This is a genomic window from Cupriavidus sp. NPDC089707, assembly GCF_044748965.1.
Classification (GTDB): Bacteria; Pseudomonadota; Gammaproteobacteria; order Burkholderiales; family Burkholderiaceae; genus Cupriavidus.
The window spans coordinates 311,694-328,918 of sequence record NZ_JBIVHB010000005.1 but is presented as its reverse complement, the minus strand read 5'-3'; the positions used below and the strand labels follow the sequence as shown (position 1 = coordinate 328,918).

The window sequence follows — 17,225 nt, the reverse complement described above, 5'->3', positions numbered from 1 at the left end:
CCATGACCACGGCGCCGCGCCACAGCGCGCCCTTGCGGCGCCGGGGTTTTACCCTGCTCGAGCTGCTGGTGGTCATGGTGATCGCCGGCATCGTGATCTCGCTGGTGGCGGTCAACGCCTCGCCCAACGAGCGCGGTCGTGTGCTGGATGACGGCCAGCGCATCGCGCGGCTGTTCGAGCTGGCGCAGGAAGAAGCGCAGCTCGGCGCCCGTCCGATCGCGTGGGAGGGCGACGCAGGCGGCTGGCGCTTCCTGGAATCGACCCCGAACGGCTGGATCCCCATGCGTACCGACGTGTTCGCGCCGGGCCGTTGGCGGCTGGCGCTGGATCAGGTGGTGGTCGCCGAAGGCGGCCGGCCCACCGGCACCGGCGGCCCGCTCCGGCTGGTATTCGGACGCGAACTGATCGATCTGCCGCAGCGGCTGGTCCTGATGCGCGGCGATATCCGTGTGGACGTTACCGGCGACGGCGCCGGCCGTTACTTCGCCAGCACGCCATGACCCGCAACCCCCTGCACGGCCGGCGCCGCGCCGGCTTCACGCTGATCGAGGTACTGGTCGCGCTGACCATCCTGGCGGTCGCGCTGACCGCGGCCATGCGCGCCATGAGCTCGATGGTCGACGCCGGTGCCGCGCTGCAGACCCGCATGCTGGCCGAATGGAGCGCGGAAAACCACCTGGCCGCGCTGCGCCTGTCCAAGACCTGGCCGGAGCCCGGCGTCAGCGGTTATGCCTGCCCGCAAGGCGGCACGCCGCTGTACTGCGAGCAGTCGGTCTCGGGCACGCCCAATCCGGTTTTCCGCCGCGTCGAGATCGCGGTCTACCCGTCCGCCACCGACAAGTCCGTGCGGCTGGCGTGGCTGGTCACCATCGTTCCCAATGAAGCCCGCAACGTGCTCTGAGCGTCAACGCCCAGGCCAGCGCACTCGCGGCTTCACGCTGCTGGAGATGCTGGTCGCGATCACGCTGCTGGCGGTGATGGCGGTGATCGGCTGGCGCGCGCTCGACAGCCTGACGCGCAGCCGCGAGCGCCTGACCGACCACGATGCGCGCCTGGATGCGCTGAAGATCCTCTACGGCCAGTTCCAGGCCGACTGTGAGCACCTCGCCAACCCCACGCTGCTGCAGGGCAGCCCGGTTGAGGTCGGCCCGGACCGGCTGCTGCTGGTGCGCGACCGGCGCGACGAGGGGCAACCGCCGACATGGCAGGTGCTGTCGTACCAGATCGACGGCAATACGCTGGTGCGGGTGGCCGCGCCGCCGGTGGCGGACCGTGCCGGGCTGCAGTCGGCGCTGCTGTCGCTGCGACAGGGCGGCAACAATGCCGCGCAGGTTCGGCGTGTGCTATCCGACGTCGCAGGCATGAACGCGCGCGCCTGGGTGGAGCCTGCCGGCTGGCAGGCCGATACTGGCCGCATCCGCAACGTGCTGTTCGCCGCTAACGCCACCAACGCCGCCAGCGCGGTGGCCGCCTCGGACGTCGGCACGGCGCTGCCCAACACCGCGGTGCGCGCGGTCGAACTGACCGTGCTCGCGCGCATGGGCGGCAGCGACGCGCCGCGGCAGTTCCAGAAGATCTGCATGACCGGGCTATGAGGCGCGCTCCCGTCCGCTCCCGCCCGGCCTTCGCGCGGCGCCGCGCCCGCGGCGCCGCCGTGGTCACCGCGCTGCTGATGGTGACTCTGGCCGTGGTGGTAGTGTCCGGCATGCTCTGGCGCCAGCAGGTGCAGATCCGTGCCATCGAGAACCAGCGGCTGCTGGCGCAGGCGACCTGGATCGAGCGCGCCGCGGTCGACTGGGCGCGGCTGATCCTGCGCGACGACCAGCGCCGCACCAACGTCGACCAGCTCGGCGAGCCCTGGGCGGTGCCGATCGCCGAAACCCGGCTGTCGGATTTCCTCGGCGCTTCGCTGCGCACCGACGTGGCCGGCGAAAGCTCGTTCCTGTCTGGCCGCATTCTCGATGCGCAGGCCCGCTTCAACCTCGCCAACCTGGTGATCTGGACCGCCACCGCCGGCCAGGGGCGCGCGGCTTCGGTCGATCCCGCGGCTCAGGCCGCCTACCGCCGCCTGCTGCAGACCGTGGGCCTGAACCCGCAACTCGCCGAGTCCACCGCGCGCGCCATGCTGCAGGCGGCGCAAGGCGGAAGCGGCGATGGCGGCGGCCGCGCGGCGCCGCGCCCGCTCGACAGCGTGCAGGGGTTGCTGTCCCTGCCGGGCTATACGCCGGAAATGATCGCCGTGCTGGAGCCGTTCGTCACCGTGCTGCCCGAGCGCACCCTGGTCAACGCCAATACCGCCGAGGCCGAGGTGCTGGCCGCCGTGATCGACAAGCTGCCGCTGGAGCGCGCCCGCGAACTGGTACGCCAGCGCGACCGCGCCTACTTCAACAACGTCGGCAATGTGCAGACCCAGCTGGCCGCGGTCGCGCCCCAGGCCGATGGCGCCAGCCTGGCCAATATGGTCGACGTGCGCTCGCACTATTTCCTGGTCTACGGACTGGTTCGCCATGAACGCGCCAGCAGGCTGCAGGTATCGCTGGTCTTCCGCGGCGAGCCGCTGGGTGCCACCAATACGACGCGGGTGGTCTGGATACAGGACGCCGACCGGCTGCCGGACCTGCGCTGAATGTCTGATACAAGGCGCACGGAGCATGCGTGGGCGGCGCGATTTGCAGGCGTTGGCAACCGGGGAGAATGGTATTGACGCGGGTTAGTCACACAGGCAAGGTATGCTGCGACGCTGGCGCGAGCGAGGCGCCACGCGGCAATGCGCCTTCCCGGATTTTTCCCTCATGTCCCGCCGTTGACGCCACTGACGCCACGTTAAGGAAAACTTGAGCACCACCCTGTATGTCCGCCTGCCGCACCGGCCGCACGATCAGCCGCAACCCTGGCAGTTCGGCACCCTGCCGTTCGCGCTTGTGCGCACCGGCACCGACGCCGTACGGCGCGGGCCCGGCAGTGCAGCCCCTGAAGTGTTGCGCGAAGGCCACGCCCGCATCGCCGACCTGCCCGCTGCCGAACGCCTGGTGCTGATCCTCGCGGCCAGTGACGTACTGCTGACCACGGCCGCCGTGCCGCCGCTGCCGCCGGCGCGTTTAAAACAGGCCCTGCCCAACCTGATCGAAGACGCGCTCGCCACCGACGCCCAGCCCTGCCATATCGGCGTGGGGCCCGCGCTCGACGGCAGCGCCGCGATGCGCGGCCCGCGCCGGCGACTGCTGATGGTGGCTGACCGCGCCTGGCTGCGGGCCGTGCTCGACGCCTTCGCCGAACACCGCCATCGCCGCCGCCATGTGTTGCCGGCGCAGCTGTGCGTGCCGCTGGCAGCGGCAGGGGCCGCCGCCGAGGCGCCCGCGCAGGCGCCGGGCGCCGAGCCCACGCTGCGCTCGGCGGAGAACACCGCACAGGACGAGCCGGCCACGCTGGTGGTCGAGGCAGCCGCGAGTGCCTTGGCTGACGGCGGCGAACTGCTCGACAGCGCCACCGTCGGCGCCACCGAGCCTGTCCCTGCGCTGGCCAGCCAGTGGCAACTGACCGTGCGCACCGGCGCGCACGCCGGCTACGGCCTGCTGCTGGGCGACGACGCGCTCGCGGCCTGGCAGGCGCTGGCGCCCGACGGCACCTGGTACGCCGACGCCGATGCCGCCGCCGCGGCGCCGGTTCCCGCATTGCGCAACGCCGCCCGCGCCGGCTGGCCGCTGTGGATCGAGGGCGCGCAGGCGTGCCTGCGCGAGCCGGCACTGGACCTGGCGCAGTTCGAGTTCGCGCAGGGCCGCGCCGATCGCTGGAACCTGGCGGCATGGCGGGTGCCACTGGCGCTGCTGGCTGGCATCGTGGTGGTGCAGGTGCTGGGCATGAACATCCACTGGCTGCTGCTGCGGAATGAGCAGCAGCGCGTGGAAGCCGCGCAGCAACAGACCTTGCGCAGCGCCTTCCCGCAGACCCAGGCCATCCTGGACGCGCCGCTGCAGATGCGGCGTCAGGTCGAGCAGCTGCGCATCGCCAGCGGCCGCAGCACGCCGGAAGACTTCCTGCCACTGGCCGACCGCTTTGCCCAGGCCGCGCGCCGGCTGCCACCCGATGCGCTGCAGGCGCTGGAATACCGCGGCCGCATGCTGATGGTGACGCTCAAGCCGGGCACGGACATTGCCAGTCTGCGCAATGCCGCGCGCCAGGCCGGCCTGCAGATGGACGAGGACAAGACCGGTGGCGCCGCAGGTAGCGCACCAGGTAGCGCACCAGGCAGTGCGGCAGGCAGCGCCACGCCGGTGACGCCAGGCTCGCGCTGGGTCATCAGGCCAGGCCTGTGAGCGCGGCAGCACGATACGCATGAATGCCATGAAAGACTCCGCCCGAAACCACACGTCCCGCCCCGCCCGGTCCGCAAGCACCACCGCACTGCGCGCGCGCCTGGCGCGGCTGCGCCCGAGCGTGCCGCAGGCCTGGCAGGAGCGCTTCAACGCGTTCTGGTCGGCGCGCAACCCGCGCGAGCAGGCCATTTTGGCCGGCGGCACCGCGGTGCTGGTGCTGGTGATCGGCTACACGCTGCTGTGGGAGCCGGCCGCCGAAGGCCGCCAGCGCCTGGCGCGCAGCCTGCCGCAGATGCGCGCCGACCTGGCCGAAATGGAAACGCTGGCGCAGGAAGCGCGCGGCCTCAAGGCCACGCCGGCACCAGCGCTGCGCGGCGACGCGCTGACGCAGGCGCTGCAGGAAAGCTTGGGCCAGCATGGCCTGAAGGCAACCCGGCTTGCCGCCGGTGCCGACAACAATGTCCAGGTGCAGCTCGACAAGGTGCCCTTCGGCGCGTTCAGCGGCTGGCTGCAGGACGTGCGCCAGCAGCAGCGCATGAAAGTGATCGACGCCCGCATCGTCTATGTCGGCGCCACGGCGCTGGTCAATGTCAGCGCGACCCTGCAGGGTCCGGGCGGCCGCAGCTGATGGTACGGCTGGAAACGCTGCGGCTGCCGCGCCGCAAGCTGCGCCGGCCGGGTGCGTGGCGGCGCCTGCGCTGGCTCGCGCTGGGAGTGGCTAGCGCCGCGGCTACGGTGGTGGCGATGCTGCCGGCCGCGTGGATCGCCGAGCGCGTGGCCACGCAGACGCAGGGACGGGTCCTGCTGGCCGATGCCAGCGGCTCGCTGTGGCGCGGCAGCGCCACGCTGGCGCTGTCGGCCGGCGCCGGCAGCCAGACCGCCACGGTGCTGCCGGGCCGGCTGCAATGGACGCTGGCCTTCTGGCCGCTGCTGGCCGGCACCGCGCGCGCGGTGGTGACGCACACCGAAGCCATGGCCGCGCCGGTGGCGATCACTGCGACGCCGGGCGGCTGGACCGTGCAGTCCGGGGCGATGCGGCTGCCGGCATCGCTGCTGGAAGGCATCGGCGCGCCGTTCAATACGCTGCGCCCGGATGGCCTGATGCGCGCGGACTGGTCGACGCTGCAAGGCAGCTTTTCCGGCCAGAAAGGCAACGGAAATGGCAATGGCATGCGCGGCCATGTCACGCTGCGCATCGAGCAGGTGTCGTCCGCGGTCAGCCGGCTGCGCCCGCTCGGCAGCTACCGCGCCGAGATCGACTGGAGCGGCGTCGGCGGCGGCAAGCTGCAACTGAGTACTATCGCCGGGCCGCTGCACCTGGAGGGCAGCGGCACGCTTGGCCGGCAGGCGCGCTTCGAGGGCACCGCCCATGCCGAGCCCGATGCGGAAACGCAACTGACCAGCTTGCTGAGCCTGCTGGGACGACGAGACAACAACGTGACAAGGCTGCGCTTCTGATGCCAGGCAGCACCAGGAGCGTACGGAAATGACTATGACAACCCATGCCACCCGACCTGTTTTCCAGACCGCCTGCGTCCGCGCCGTGGCCCTGCTGTGCGGGCTCTCGCTGCTGGCGCCCGCGCCGCTGTGGGCCCAGCCCGGCGCACGCACCACGGGCACGCCGCCGGCGCCGCCCGATGTCACGCCGGCCAGCCGCGACCAGGTCGTGCTCAACTTCGTCAATGCGGACCTCGACTCGGTGATCAAGGCGGTCGGGCAGGCCACCGGCAAGAACTTCGTGATCGACCCGCGCGTGAAGGGCACCGTGAACCTGGTCACCGAGCAGCCGGTGTCGCGCGCGCAGGCGCTGCAGACGCTGGGCTCGGTGCTGCGCATGCAGGGCTATGCGATGGTCGAGAGCAACGGCTTCACCAAGGTCGTGCCCGAGGCCGACGCCAAGCTGCAGGGTTCCCCCACGGTGATCGGCGCGGCGCCAAGCCGCGGCGACCAGGTGGTGACGCAGGTGTTCCGGCTCAACTACGAGTCGGCCAACAACCTGGTGCCGGTGCTGCGGCCGATGATCGCGCCCAACAACACCATCACCGCCTACCCGGCCAACAACACGCTGGTCATCACCGACTACGCTGACAACCTGCGCCGGCTGGCGCGCATCATCGCCGCCATCGACGCGCCCGCTTCGGGCGAGGTCGAACTGGTACCGCTGCGCCATGCGCTGGCCAGCGACACCGCGCAGGTGCTGCAGAAGCTGCTCGACCCCGCTGCCGCGGGTGCGGCCGGCGGCGGCGCGGCGCCGGGCGTCGACGCCACGCTGCGCACGTCCGTGGTGGCCGAGCCGCGCAGCAACGCGCTGATGATCCGCGCCTCCAGCCGTGCGCGGCTGCAGCAGGCACGCCAGCTGATCGAGAAGCTCGACCAGCCTTACGCCCGCCCCGGCAATATCTGGGTGGTGCCGCTGAAGAATGCCGATGCGGTAAAACTGGCCGCCACGCTGCGCGCCATCGTCGCGGCCGACAGCAGCTTTGCCTCCTCGACCCAGCCCGGCGCCGGTGCCGCGGGCGGCATCGCCGGCGCGGCCGGCATGACCAATGTCTCCACGCCGGCCGGCGGCCAGTTCACTGGCGGCACCACGGGCACGCAGACCGGCATGCGCAGCGGCACCAGCGGCATGGGCGGCGGCGGTGCTTATGGCAGCTCGGCCTTCGCCGCCTCGTTCGGCACCAGCACGCAGCCGACCACCGGCGGCATCATCCAGGCCGACCCGTCGACCAACTCGCTGATCATCACCGCCAGCGAGCCGGTCTACCGCAACCTGCGCGGGGTGATCGACGACCTCGACGCGCGCCGCGCGCAGGTCTACATCGAATCGATGATCGTTGAGGTCACCGCCACGCAGGCGAGCGAGCTTGGCATCCAGTGGCAAGGCCTGATCAGCTCGTCAAGCGGCAACAACAACGTCTTTGCCGGCACCAACTTCGGCACCGGCGGGCAGAACATCCTCAACCTGACCCTGGCCGGCGCCCTGGCCGACAGCAACCGCGCCGCCGGCATCGTCGCCGCGCAGCAGCTGGTCCCCGACATCGGCGGCCTGAACCTGGGCATCGTCAACCGGGCCATGGGCCTGGGCGCCCTGCTGCGCGCGCTGGGCACCAACGGCAGCGTCAACCTGCTGTCCACGCCGAACCTGATCACGCTGGAGAACGAGGAAGCCAAGATCCTGATCGGCCAGAACATCCCGATCACCACCGGCTCGTATGCGCAGACCGGCGGCGCGGCCTCGGTGACGCCGTTCCAGACCTTCGACCGCAAGGACGTCGGGATCACGCTGCGCGTGAAGCCGCAGATCACCGACGGCGGGCTGGTCAAGATGCAGATCTTCCAGGAGTCGTCGTCGGTGGTGGCTGGCACGCTGTCGCAGGTGCAGGGCCCGACCACCAATGTGCGCTCGATCGAGACCAACGTGCTGGTCGACGACGGCCAGATCATCGTGCTCGGCGGCCTGATCGAGGATTCGTACGGCGACGGCGTGCAGAAGGTGCCGCTGCTGGGCGACATCCCGCTGATCGGCGGCCTGTTCCGCTACGAGAACAAGAACCGCTCCAAGACCAACCTGCTGGTGTTCCTGCGCCCGTATGTGATGCGCACGACGGGCGCTGCCGACCGCCTGACCGCGGACCGCTACGACTATATGCGTGCGCAGCAGCAGGGCTTTGTATCGCCTAACATCATGGTGCGTGACACCAACACGCCGCTGCTGCCGCCGGCGGATGCGCCGACCACGCCGTTCATCGATCCGCGCGCAAACGGCCCGGTGGCGACGCCGCTGCCGCTGCCGCAGACGCTGCCGCAAAATCCGCAGCAGCAGCCCGGCGTGCCGGCACAGCCGCAACCGTTGCCGCCGCCCGCGCCCTTGCAGCAGCCGCTGAGCCAGCGCGGCGAAGCCGCCACGCCGGGCGCTGTCCAGAACTGAGGCCTGCCATGGCGAGCGAAGTCCAGACCCCTCCCTTCGAAACACTCGAACCGCCCTCGCCGATGGCGGCGCGGCTGGTTTCGTACGGCTTTGCGCGCGAAGCGCCGCTGCTGATTGCACACCAGCGCCCCGACGGGCTGGAGGTATGGGTCAGCCGCGCCACCTCCCCGACGGCGCTGGCGGAGATCGCCCGGGTGCACGGCGCGCTGCGCCTGCGCGTGCTGGAGCCCGAGGCGCTCGAGCGCGCCATGTCCGATGCCTATAACCGCCAGGACGGCAGCGCCGCGCAGGTAGTCGGCGAAGTCGAAGGCGAGGTCGACCTGTCGCGCCTGATGCAGGACATTCCCGCGGTGGAAGACCTGCTCGAGTCCGAGGACGACGCGCCGATCATCCGCATGATCAACGCGCTGCTGACGCAGGCGGCGCGCGAAGGCGCATCGGATATCCACATCGAGCCGTTCGAGTCGTCGTCGGTGGTGCGCTTCCGCGTCGATGGCACGTTGCGCGACGTGGTGCGGCCCAAGAAGGCACTGCACGGCGCGCTGATCTCGCGCATCAAGATCATGGCGCAGCTCGATATCGCCGAGAAACGCCTGCCGCAGGACGGCCGCATCACGCTGCGCGTGGGCGGGCGGCCGGTGGATGTGCGCGTGTCGACGCTGCCCACCGGCCACGGCGAGCGCGCGGTGCTGCGCCTGCTGGACAAGGAAGCGGGCCGGCTCGACCTGGCCAGGCTGGGCATGTCGCCCGACACGCTGCGCAGCTTCGACCACCTGATCCGCCAGCCGCACGGCATCGTGCTGGTGACCGGGCCGACCGGCTCGGGCAAGACCACCACGCTGTATGCCGCGCTGTCGCGGCTGGATGCGCGCACCACCAACATCATGACGGTGGAAGACCCGGTCGAGTACGACCTCGACGGCATCGGCCAGACCCAGGTCAACCCGCGCATCGACATGACCTTCGGCAAGGCCCTGCGCGCGATCCTGCGCCAGGACCCGGACGTGGTGATGATCGGCGAGATCCGCGACCTGGAAACCGCGCAGATCGCGGTGCAGGCCTCGCTGACCGGCCACCTGGTGCTGGCGACGCTGCACACCAACGATTCGGCCTCGGCGGTGACGCGGCTGGTCGACATGGGAATCGAGCCGTTCCTGCTGTCGTCGTCGCTGCTAGGCGTGCTGGCGCAGCGGCTGGTACGGCGCCTGTGCCCGCACTGCAAGCGCGATGAAGTGATCGAACTGCCAGTGGAACCAGCCGCGGCCGATGCAGAAGCGCTGCAGGCGCAGGGCAAGCCGCTGCAGCATGTGTGGCATCCGGTCGGCTGCGACAAGTGCGGACAGTCGGGCTACCAGGGCCGAATGGGGGTCTACGAGCTGCTGACCGTCGGCGACGAGATCCGCACCATGATCCACCGGCAGGCGCCGGAATCGGAGATCAAGCAGGTGGCGCTGGCGCATGGCATGCACACCATGCGCGGCGACGCGCAACGCTGGATCGACAGCGGCGCGACCGCGCTTGAGGAAGTGTTGCGCGTGACGCGCGACTAAGGCGGAGCAGACACCGGATGCCAGCCTTCCGCTACGAAGCCGCCGACGCCGCCGGCAAGACCGACCGCGGCGTCATCGAGGCCGACAGTCCGCGCCAGGCGCGCTCGCAACTGCGTGCACGCGGGCTGACGCCGCTGACCGTCGATGCGCTGGCCGGTGCCGGCATGGCGCCGCGCGGCGGCAGCCAGCTGTTCACGCGCAGGCTGTCGACGCAGGAGCAGGCGTTGTTCACGCGCCAGCTCGCCAGCCTGATCGTGGCCGGCCTGCCGCTGGACGAAGCGCTCGGCGCGCTGGCCGACCAGGCCGAACGGCCGCATGTGCACGAACTGCTGGCCGGCATCCGCGCCGAGGTGATGGGCGGCAGCTCGCTGTCGGTGGCGCTGGCGCAGCATCCGCGCGACTTTCCGGAGATCTACCGCGCACTGGTATCTGCCGGCGAGCATTCGGGCCATCTCGGGCTGGTGCTGGAGCGGCTGGCGGGCTATATCGAGTCACGCAATACGCTGACGTCGAAGATCCGGCTCGCGTTCACCTATCCGGCCATCGTCACGGTGGTCGCATTCGCGATCGTGATCTTCCTGCTGTCCTACGTAGTGCCGCAGGTGGTGAGCGTGTTTGCGAACACCAAGCAGAAGCTGCCGATACTCACCATCATCATGCTGTGGCTGTCAGATTTCGTGCGCAACTGGTGGTGGGCGGCGCTGGCGTTCATCGCCGTGGTTGCACTGGCGATCCGCAGCCTGCTGAAGCAGCCTGCGGTGCGGCTGGAATGGCACCGGTGGCTGCTGACCGCGCCCCTGTTCGGCAAGCTGATTCGCGGCTATAACACCGCACGCTTTGCCGGCACGCTGGCGATCCTGGTTTCGGCGGGCGTGCCGATCCTGCGCAGCCTGCAGGCGGCCGGCGAGACGCTGACCAACGAGGCATTGCGTGCCAATGTGGAAGATGCCAATACGCGCGTGCGTGAAGGCGCGTCGCTGGCGCGCGCGCTGGCGGCGCAGAACCAGTTTCCGCCGGTGCTGGTGCATTTGATCCGGTCGGGTGAGGCGACCGGCAATCTGCCGGTGATGCTGGACCGGGCTGCGCAAGGCGAGGCGCAGGAGCTGGAACGGCGCACGCTGTTCCTGACCAGCTTGCTGGAGCCGCTGCTGATCCTGACGATGGGGGTGGTGGTGCTGTTGATCGTGCTGGCGGTGTTGATGCCGATTATCGAGATCAATCAGCTGGTGCGGTAGGCGCCGTAGCGCTGGCAGGCCACAACGCTCGCATAAGCTGGCGCCGCTGGTGAAGGCACTCCTCTCCCGCGAAGTGGGAGAGGAGTGAGGGTGAGGGCCGGAGCCTCCGCGAAGTCAGGCTCATCGTGCTTGGCACATGCCGGCCCTCTCCCCCGGCCCCTCTCCCGCGCGCGGGAGAGGGGAGCAAACCGACGCAGTGCGTTATTCAGTGACTGGTTCGGCCTTCTTGCCAGGCCGCTTGCGCGTTTTCTTCGCTGGTACCGGCGCGGCCACCTCGGCTGCCAATTCCTGCGGAGCCGGCACTTCAGGCTCCGCCTCTACCGTCGCCGTCAACACCGTCGCCCCCGGCGCGGCAAACACCGACTGGTCGATCGGCCACGGCGTCTCGCTCAGCGTCACCTCCGGACGGCGCGCGGGTCGCTTGCGGCTGCGCGGCTTGGGCTCTGCGTCGGCCTGGGGCTCGGGATCCGGCTGTGGCGCGGCTTCCAGCGGCGGCACCGGTTCCGGGTCGGGCTGCACAGCATCGGCCGCGACGAACGACGGCTCTTCCACTGCCCGGGGTTCCGGCTGGACAGCGACAGGTTCCGGCGCTGCTTCGGGGATTTCAACCACCGCCGGGGCGGGGTTGCGGCGCGCCACTTCGGATTGAGGAGCGGACTGAACAGCGGGCTGCTGCTGCGGCGGCCGCTGTTGCTGTTCGCCGCCGCCCTTGCTCCGCTTCTTCAAGCGTACCCAGATGGTCTTGTTGTTGCCGCCGTTGCGGGTCTCGACTTCGAACAGCCCGGTGGCCAGCACCAGCTCCGAGAGCTTGCCGTAGCCATAGTTGCGCGAGTCGAATTCCGGCGCCTGCTTGGCGATGTGGTTGCCCATGCTGCCCAGCGTCAGCCAGCCGTCCTCGTCGGACACGGCCTGCGCCGCGCTCTGCAGCAGGCGCACCAGACGCGAGTCCTGGCGCAGTTCGCCGGTGCTGCGCTTGCGCGTGGGCGCGGCGGCCCCATCGATGCCTTCAGCGCCTTCGGTGTCGGCCTCGGCACGCAGCACATCGGAGTAGATGAACTTGTCGCAGGCGGTGACGAAGGGCTTGGGCGTCTTGCGTTCGCCGAAGCCATAGACGATCAGCCCCTGCTCGCGGATGCGCGAGGCGAGCCGGGTGAAGTCGCTATCGCTGGAGACGATGCAGAAGCCGTCGAAGCGCCCGGTGTACAGCAGGTCCATGGCGTCGATGATCATGGCGCTGTCGGTGGCGTTCTTGCCGACGGTGTAGCGGAACTGCTGGATCGGCTGGATCGAATGCGACAGCAGCCGCTCCTTCCAGCCGGCCAGGTTGGGCCGGGTCCAGTCGCCGTAGATGCGCTTGACGGCGGCGACGCCGTACTTGGCAACTTCGGCCAGCAGGCCTTCGACGATGGCGGGCGCCGCGTTGTCGGCGTCGATCAGCACGGCCAGGGTCGCGGTGCCCTGGCGGGGGGAATTGGTCATGTTCGGGTATTCGCTGGTTTGCCCGTGCATAAGACGGGCAATCGGAAATCAGGTTGCACCAGGCTGGCGCGGCAGATGTGGTGCAACGAAGACTGCGGCGCGGCATCGCCGGCGTTCTCGATGCAACGCAGTGTACACGCGAACCCCTGTCCATACGGGAAATCACGGTTGGCACGGGTACGTTTTGTGCTGCGCTGCAAGGTACCGCCGACCGCACGGCGGTGCTACCATCCCGCGCAGAGACACAACCGCCCAACGCCTCCACAAGAGGCCGCGAGGCGATTGCCCACAACTGCAGGTGTCGGTGATCCCGACAACACGCCCCATAGAGGAGCACCTATGAATGCCCCCCTGACCACGCCGGTCAGCGACGCCATCCGCCGCGCGCTCGCTAATGTTTCCCTCGACGACAAATACACGCTGGAGCGTGGCCGCATCTACATCAGCGGCACGCAGGCGCTGGTGCGCCTGCCCATGCTGCAGCAGGAGCGCGATCACGCCACCGGGCTGAACACTGCCGGCTTTATCTCCGGCTACCGGGGCTCGCCACTGGGCGCGCTGGACCAGTCGCTGTGGAAAGCCAAGAAACACCTGGCCGCGCACAACATCGTGTTCCAGGCCGGGCTGAACGAAGACCTCGCCGCGACCGCAGTGTGGGGCTCGCAGCAGGTCAACATGTACCCCGATGCCAGGTTCGATGGCGTGTTCGGCATGTGGTACGGCAAGGGGCCGGGCGTGGACCGCACCGGCGACGTGTTCAAGCACGCCAACTCGGCCGGTTCGTCGAAGCACGGCGGGGTGCTGGTGCTGGCCGGTGACGACCACTCGGCCAAGTCGTCAACGCTGGCGCACCAGTCGGAGCACATCTTCAAGGCCTGCGGCCTGCCGGTGCTGTATCCGTCGAACGTCCAGGAGTACCTCGACTACGGCCTGCACGGCTGGGCCATGAGCCGCTATTCCGGGCTGTGGGTGGCGATGAAGTGCGTGACCGACGTGGTGGAATCGTCGGCCTCGGTGGAGCTGGATCCGCACCGCGTGCAGATTGCGCTGCCGGGCGATTTCATCATGCCGCCGGGTGGCCTGAACATCCGCTGGCCCGATCCGCCGCTGGAGCAGGAAGCCCGCCTGCTCGACTACAAATGGTACGCGGGCCTGGCCTATGTGCGTGCCAACAAGCTGGACCGCATCGAGATCGATTCGCCGCACGCGCGCTTCGGCATCATGACCGGCGGCAAGGCCTACCTGGATACGCGCCAGGCGCTGGCCGACCTGGGGCTGGACGACGCCACCTGCGCGCAGATCGGCATCCGCCTGTACAAGGTCGGCTGCGTGTGGCCGCTGGAAGCGCATGGCGCGCGCGCCTTTGCCGAGGGCCTGCAGGAAATCCTGGTGGTCGAAGAGAAACGCCAGATCATGGAGTACGCGCTCAAGGAAGAGTTGTACAACTGGCGCGACGATGTGCGCCCCAAGGTCTACGGCAAGTTCGACGAGAAGGACAACGCTGGCGGCGAATGGTCGATCCCGCAGGGCAACTGGCTGCTGCCGGCGCACTATGAACTGTCGCCGGCGATCATCGCCAAGGCCATCGCCACGCGGCTGGACAAGTTTGAGCTGCCGATGGACGTGCGCGCGCGCATCACCGCGCGCCTGGCGATCATCGAGGCCAAGGAAAAGGCATTGGCCACGCCGCGCGTGGTTGGACAGGAAAAGGCCGAGCGCAAGCCTTGGTTCTGCTCGGGCTGCCCGCACAACACCTCGACCAACGTGCCGGAGGGTTCGCGTGCGCTGGCCGGCATCGGCTGCCATTACATGACGGTGTGGATGGACCGCAATACCAGCACCTTCAGCCAGATGGGCGGCGAAGGCGTGGCGTGGATCGGCCAGGCGCCGTTCGCGGGCGACAAGCATGTGTTCGCCAACCTTGGCGATGGCACCTACTTCCATTCTGGCCTGCTGGCGATCCGCGCGTCGATCGCCGCGGACGTCAACATCACCTACAAGATCCTGTACAACGATGCGGTGGCCATGACCGGCGGCCAGCCGGTGGACGGCCAGCTGTCGGTGCGGGACATCGCCTGGCAGGTGCACAGCGAGGGCGCGAAAAAGATCGTCATCGTCAGCGACCAGCCGGAGAAGTACAACGCGGCGATCAAGCTGCCCCAGGGTATCGACATCCATCACCGCGACCAGCTAGACAGCGTGCAGCGCGAGCTGCGCGAAGTGCCGGGCTGCACCATCCTGATCTACGACCAGACCTGCGCCACCGAGAAGCGCCGCCGCCGCAAGCGCGGCACGATGGAAGATCCGGCGCGCCGCGTCTTCATCAATGACGCGGTGTGCGAAGGCTGCGGCGATTGCTCGGTCAAGTCGAACTGCCTTTCAGTGGAGCCGCTGGAGACGGATTTCGGCACCAAGCGCCAGATCAACCAGTCGTCGTGCAACAAGGACTTCTCGTGCCTGAACGGCTTCTGCCCGAGTTTTGTCTCGGCCGAAGGCGCACAGGTGCGCAAGCCCGAACAGCACGGCGTGTCGATGGACAGCCTGCCCGCGCTGCCGGCGCCGGAGCTGCCGCCGATCCGCCGTGCCTATGGCATCCTGGTGACCGGCGTGGGCGGCACCGGCGTGGTGACCATTGGCGGCCTGCTGGGCATGGCGGCGCACCTGGAGAACAAGGGCGTGACCGTGCTCGACATGGCGGGCCTGGCGCAGAAAGGCGGCGCGGTGCTGTCGCACGTGCAACTGGCCGCGCGGCCCGATGACCTGCACGCAACGCGCATCGCGATGGGAGAAGCCGACCTGGTGATCGGCTGCGATGCCATCGTGTCGGCCACCGACGAAGTCATCTCCAAGACCCAGGCGGGCCGCACGCGCGCCGTGGTCAATACCGCGCAGACGCCAACCGCCGCGTTCATCAAAAACCCGAAGTGGCAGTTCCCGGGTGTGTCGGCCGAACAGGACGTGCGCAACGCCGTCGGCGAGAAGTGCGACTTCATCAACGCCAGCGGCCTCGCCGTGGCGCTGCTGGGCGATGCCATCTACACCAACCCGCTGGTACTGGGCTATGCGTGGCAAAAGGGCTGGATCCCGCTGACGCTGCAGGCACTGGAGCGCGCCATCGAACTCAACGGCGTGGCCGTCGAGAAGAACAAGGCCGCGTTCGACTGGGGCCGCCATATGGCGCACGACCCGGAGCACGTGCTGTCGCTGACCGGCAAGCTGCAGGCCACCGCCGAAGGCGCGGAAGTGGTCAAGCTGCCGGCCTCGACCAGCGCGATGCTGGAGAAGCTGGTCGCCCGCCGCATGGAACACCTGACGGCCTACCAGGACGCCACTTACGCGCGCACCTATCGCGAAGCGATCGACCGCGTGCGCGCGGCCGAAAGCGCGCTGGCAGGCAGCGGCAAGCCGCTGCCGCTGACCGAGGCCGCGGCGCGCAACCTGGCCAAGCTGATGGCGTACAAGGACGAATATGAGGTGGCGCGGCTTTATACCGATCCTGTCTTCCTCGACAAGCTGCGCGCGCAGTTCGAAGGCGAACCGGGCAAGGACTACCAGCTCAATTTCTGGCTGGCGCCGCCGACGACGGCCAAGCGCGACGACAAGGGTCATCTGGTCAAGCGCAAGTTCGGTCCGTCGACGATGACCCTGTTCCGCGTGCTGGCGAAGATGAAGGGCCTGCGCGGCGGCATGTTCGATGTCTTTGGCAAGACCGGGGAACGCCGCACCGAGCGCGCGCTGATCGGCGAATACCGTGCTCTGCTGGATGAGCTGGTGGCGGGCTTGAATGCCGCCAACTACGAGACCGCCGTCGCGCTGGCCGACCTGCCGGACGATATCCGGGGCTTCGGGCACGTGAAGGAAAACAACCTGAAGGCGGTGCGAGGGCGCTGGGCGAAACTGCTGGAGCAGTTCAGGCATCCGGAAGCGGCACAGCGGGCTGCGTAAGGCCGTTCCTCCCCTCTCCCGCCTGCGGGAGAGGGGCCGGGGGTGAGGGCGGGATTGTCTCGATGCGAAATGTGGACACCTTGCCAAACCGCCCCTCACCCTGCCCTCTCCCCGTGAGGGGAGAGGGGAACACCGTCGGTCCGTCCTACGGCTGGGCCAGCTCCTTCTCCCCCGGCTTCACATACATCGAGTTCTTCGGCTGCGACAGCACCCGCCGCACCATCGGCTCGAAGAACGACAACGGCAGCGTGTCGTAGTCCGTCATGAACGCGGCCGCATCGTACTTGCGGCAGAACTCGGCGGTGCGCTCGAACAGCTCCGGCTGATTGCGATACTGCTCGCGCAGGTTGCGATCCAGCCCGAGGTGATGGAAGAAGTAGTAGCCCTGGAACACGCCGTGCTTTTCCACCATCCACAAATTTTCGGCACTGACGAACGGCTTCAGGATCGCCGCCGCGATATCCGGATGGTTGAAGCTGCCGAGCGTATCGCCGATATCGTGCAGCAGCGCGCAGACCACGTATTCCTCATCCTGCCCGTCCCGGTGCGCCAGCGTCGCCGTCTGCAGCGAATGCGTGAGCCGGTCCACCGGGAAGCCGCCGCAATCGCCATCCAGCAGCCGCAGGTGCGCCAGCACGCGGTCCGGCAGTGCCCGCGCGTACGGCATGAACTCGGCGGAAATCGCGCCCCAGTCCTCGCGGGTGCCGTGTTCCATATGGCTGAAGCTCGCGCGCGCGGGCGCGTGGGTGTCGCTCATGCTGGTCTCCTTTTGTGG

Annotated in this window: 13 protein-coding genes; 11 read left to right on the top strand and 2 right to left on the bottom strand. The window is 69.0% G+C overall.

Translation table 11 applies throughout. The features are described 5' to 3' along the window. Positions 1-2: 2 nt before the first annotated feature. From ACIP1U_RS11605 to gspF, 10 genes are all read left to right on the top strand, one after another. Positions 3-500 carry a GspH/FimT family pseudopilin gene (locus ACIP1U_RS11605; RefSeq protein ID WP_400314809.1) on the top strand — a complete coding sequence of 166 codons (498 nt, stop codon included), beginning with the start codon at positions 3-5 and terminating at the stop codon, positions 498-500. Further along, positions 497-901, top strand: a complete 405-nt coding sequence (gene gspI, locus ACIP1U_RS11600; RefSeq protein ID WP_400314808.1) for a type II secretion system minor pseudopilin GspI — start codon at positions 497-499, stop codon at positions 899-901. Before ACIP1U_RS11605 ends, gspI begins: the two co-directional genes overlap by 4 nt. Continuing rightward, the gene (locus ACIP1U_RS11595; RefSeq protein WP_400314806.1) at positions 879-1,595 is read left to right on the top strand and encodes a type II secretion system protein J; all 717 of its coding nucleotides are present in this window, start codon (positions 879-881) and stop codon (positions 1,593-1,595) included. The genes gspI and ACIP1U_RS11595 overlap by 23 nt, the downstream gene beginning before the upstream one ends. Beyond that, positions 1,592-2,626 carry a type II secretion system minor pseudopilin GspK gene (gene gspK, locus ACIP1U_RS11590; RefSeq protein ID WP_400314804.1) on the top strand — a complete coding sequence of 345 codons (1,035 nt, stop codon included), beginning with the start codon at positions 1,592-1,594 and terminating at the stop codon, positions 2,624-2,626. The genes ACIP1U_RS11595 and gspK overlap by 4 nt, the downstream gene beginning before the upstream one ends. A gap of 208 nt (positions 2,627-2,834) precedes the next feature. Beyond that, positions 2,835-4,313 (top strand): type II secretion system protein GspL, encoded by a 1,479-nt coding sequence (gene gspL / locus ACIP1U_RS11585; protein ID WP_400314803.1) that lies wholly within the window; start codon positions 2,835-2,837, stop codon positions 4,311-4,313. A gap of 19 nt (positions 4,314-4,332) precedes the next feature. Continuing rightward, complete coding sequence (locus ACIP1U_RS11580) at positions 4,333-4,941, top strand: type II secretion system protein M (RefSeq protein WP_400314801.1); 609 nt, start codon at positions 4,333-4,335, stop codon at positions 4,939-4,941. Next, positions 4,941-5,771, top strand: coding sequence for a type II secretion system protein N (gene gspN / locus ACIP1U_RS11575; RefSeq protein WP_400314799.1), 831 nt, complete (start codon positions 4,941-4,943; stop codon positions 5,769-5,771). The genes ACIP1U_RS11580 and gspN overlap by 1 nt, the downstream gene beginning before the upstream one ends. Positions 5,772-5,805: 34 nt before the next feature. Next, a complete protein-coding gene (gene gspD, locus ACIP1U_RS11570; RefSeq protein ID WP_400314853.1) occupies positions 5,806-8,241 on the top strand; it encodes a type II secretion system secretin GspD in 2,436 nt (811 codons plus the stop codon). Between the two features lie 8 nt (positions 8,242-8,249). Next, positions 8,250-9,791, top strand: a complete 1,542-nt coding sequence (gspE, locus tag ACIP1U_RS11565; RefSeq protein WP_400314797.1) for a type II secretion system ATPase GspE — start codon at positions 8,250-8,252, stop codon at positions 9,789-9,791. Between the two features lie 17 nt (positions 9,792-9,808). Next, the gene (gene gspF, locus ACIP1U_RS11560; RefSeq protein WP_400314795.1) at positions 9,809-11,026 is read left to right on the top strand and encodes a type II secretion system inner membrane protein GspF; all 1,218 of its coding nucleotides are present in this window, start codon (positions 9,809-9,811) and stop codon (positions 11,024-11,026) included. A 201-nt stretch (positions 11,027-11,227) separates the two neighbouring features. Here the strand turns inward: gspF and ACIP1U_RS11555 are convergent, their stop codons facing one another. Then, the gene (locus ACIP1U_RS11555) at positions 11,228-12,505 is read right to left on the bottom strand and encodes an NYN domain-containing protein (RefSeq protein WP_400314794.1); all 1,278 of its coding nucleotides are present in this window, start codon (positions 12,503-12,505) and stop codon (positions 11,228-11,230) included. A gap of 339 nt (positions 12,506-12,844) precedes the next feature. On the opposite strand from ACIP1U_RS11555, the gene ACIP1U_RS11550 reads away from it, so the two are divergent. Beyond that, positions 12,845-16,450: an indolepyruvate ferredoxin oxidoreductase family protein gene (locus ACIP1U_RS11550; RefSeq protein ID WP_400314793.1), complete on the top strand. Its 3,606-nt coding sequence runs from the start codon at positions 12,845-12,847 to the stop codon at positions 16,448-16,450. A gap of 145 nt (positions 16,451-16,595) precedes the next feature. On the opposite strand, the gene ACIP1U_RS11545 is transcribed toward ACIP1U_RS11550, so the two are convergent. Continuing rightward, the gene (locus ACIP1U_RS11545; protein ID WP_400314792.1) at positions 16,596-17,207 is read right to left on the bottom strand and encodes an HD domain-containing protein; all 612 of its coding nucleotides are present in this window, start codon (positions 17,205-17,207) and stop codon (positions 16,596-16,598) included. Between the last annotated feature and the right edge of the window lie 18 nt (positions 17,208-17,225).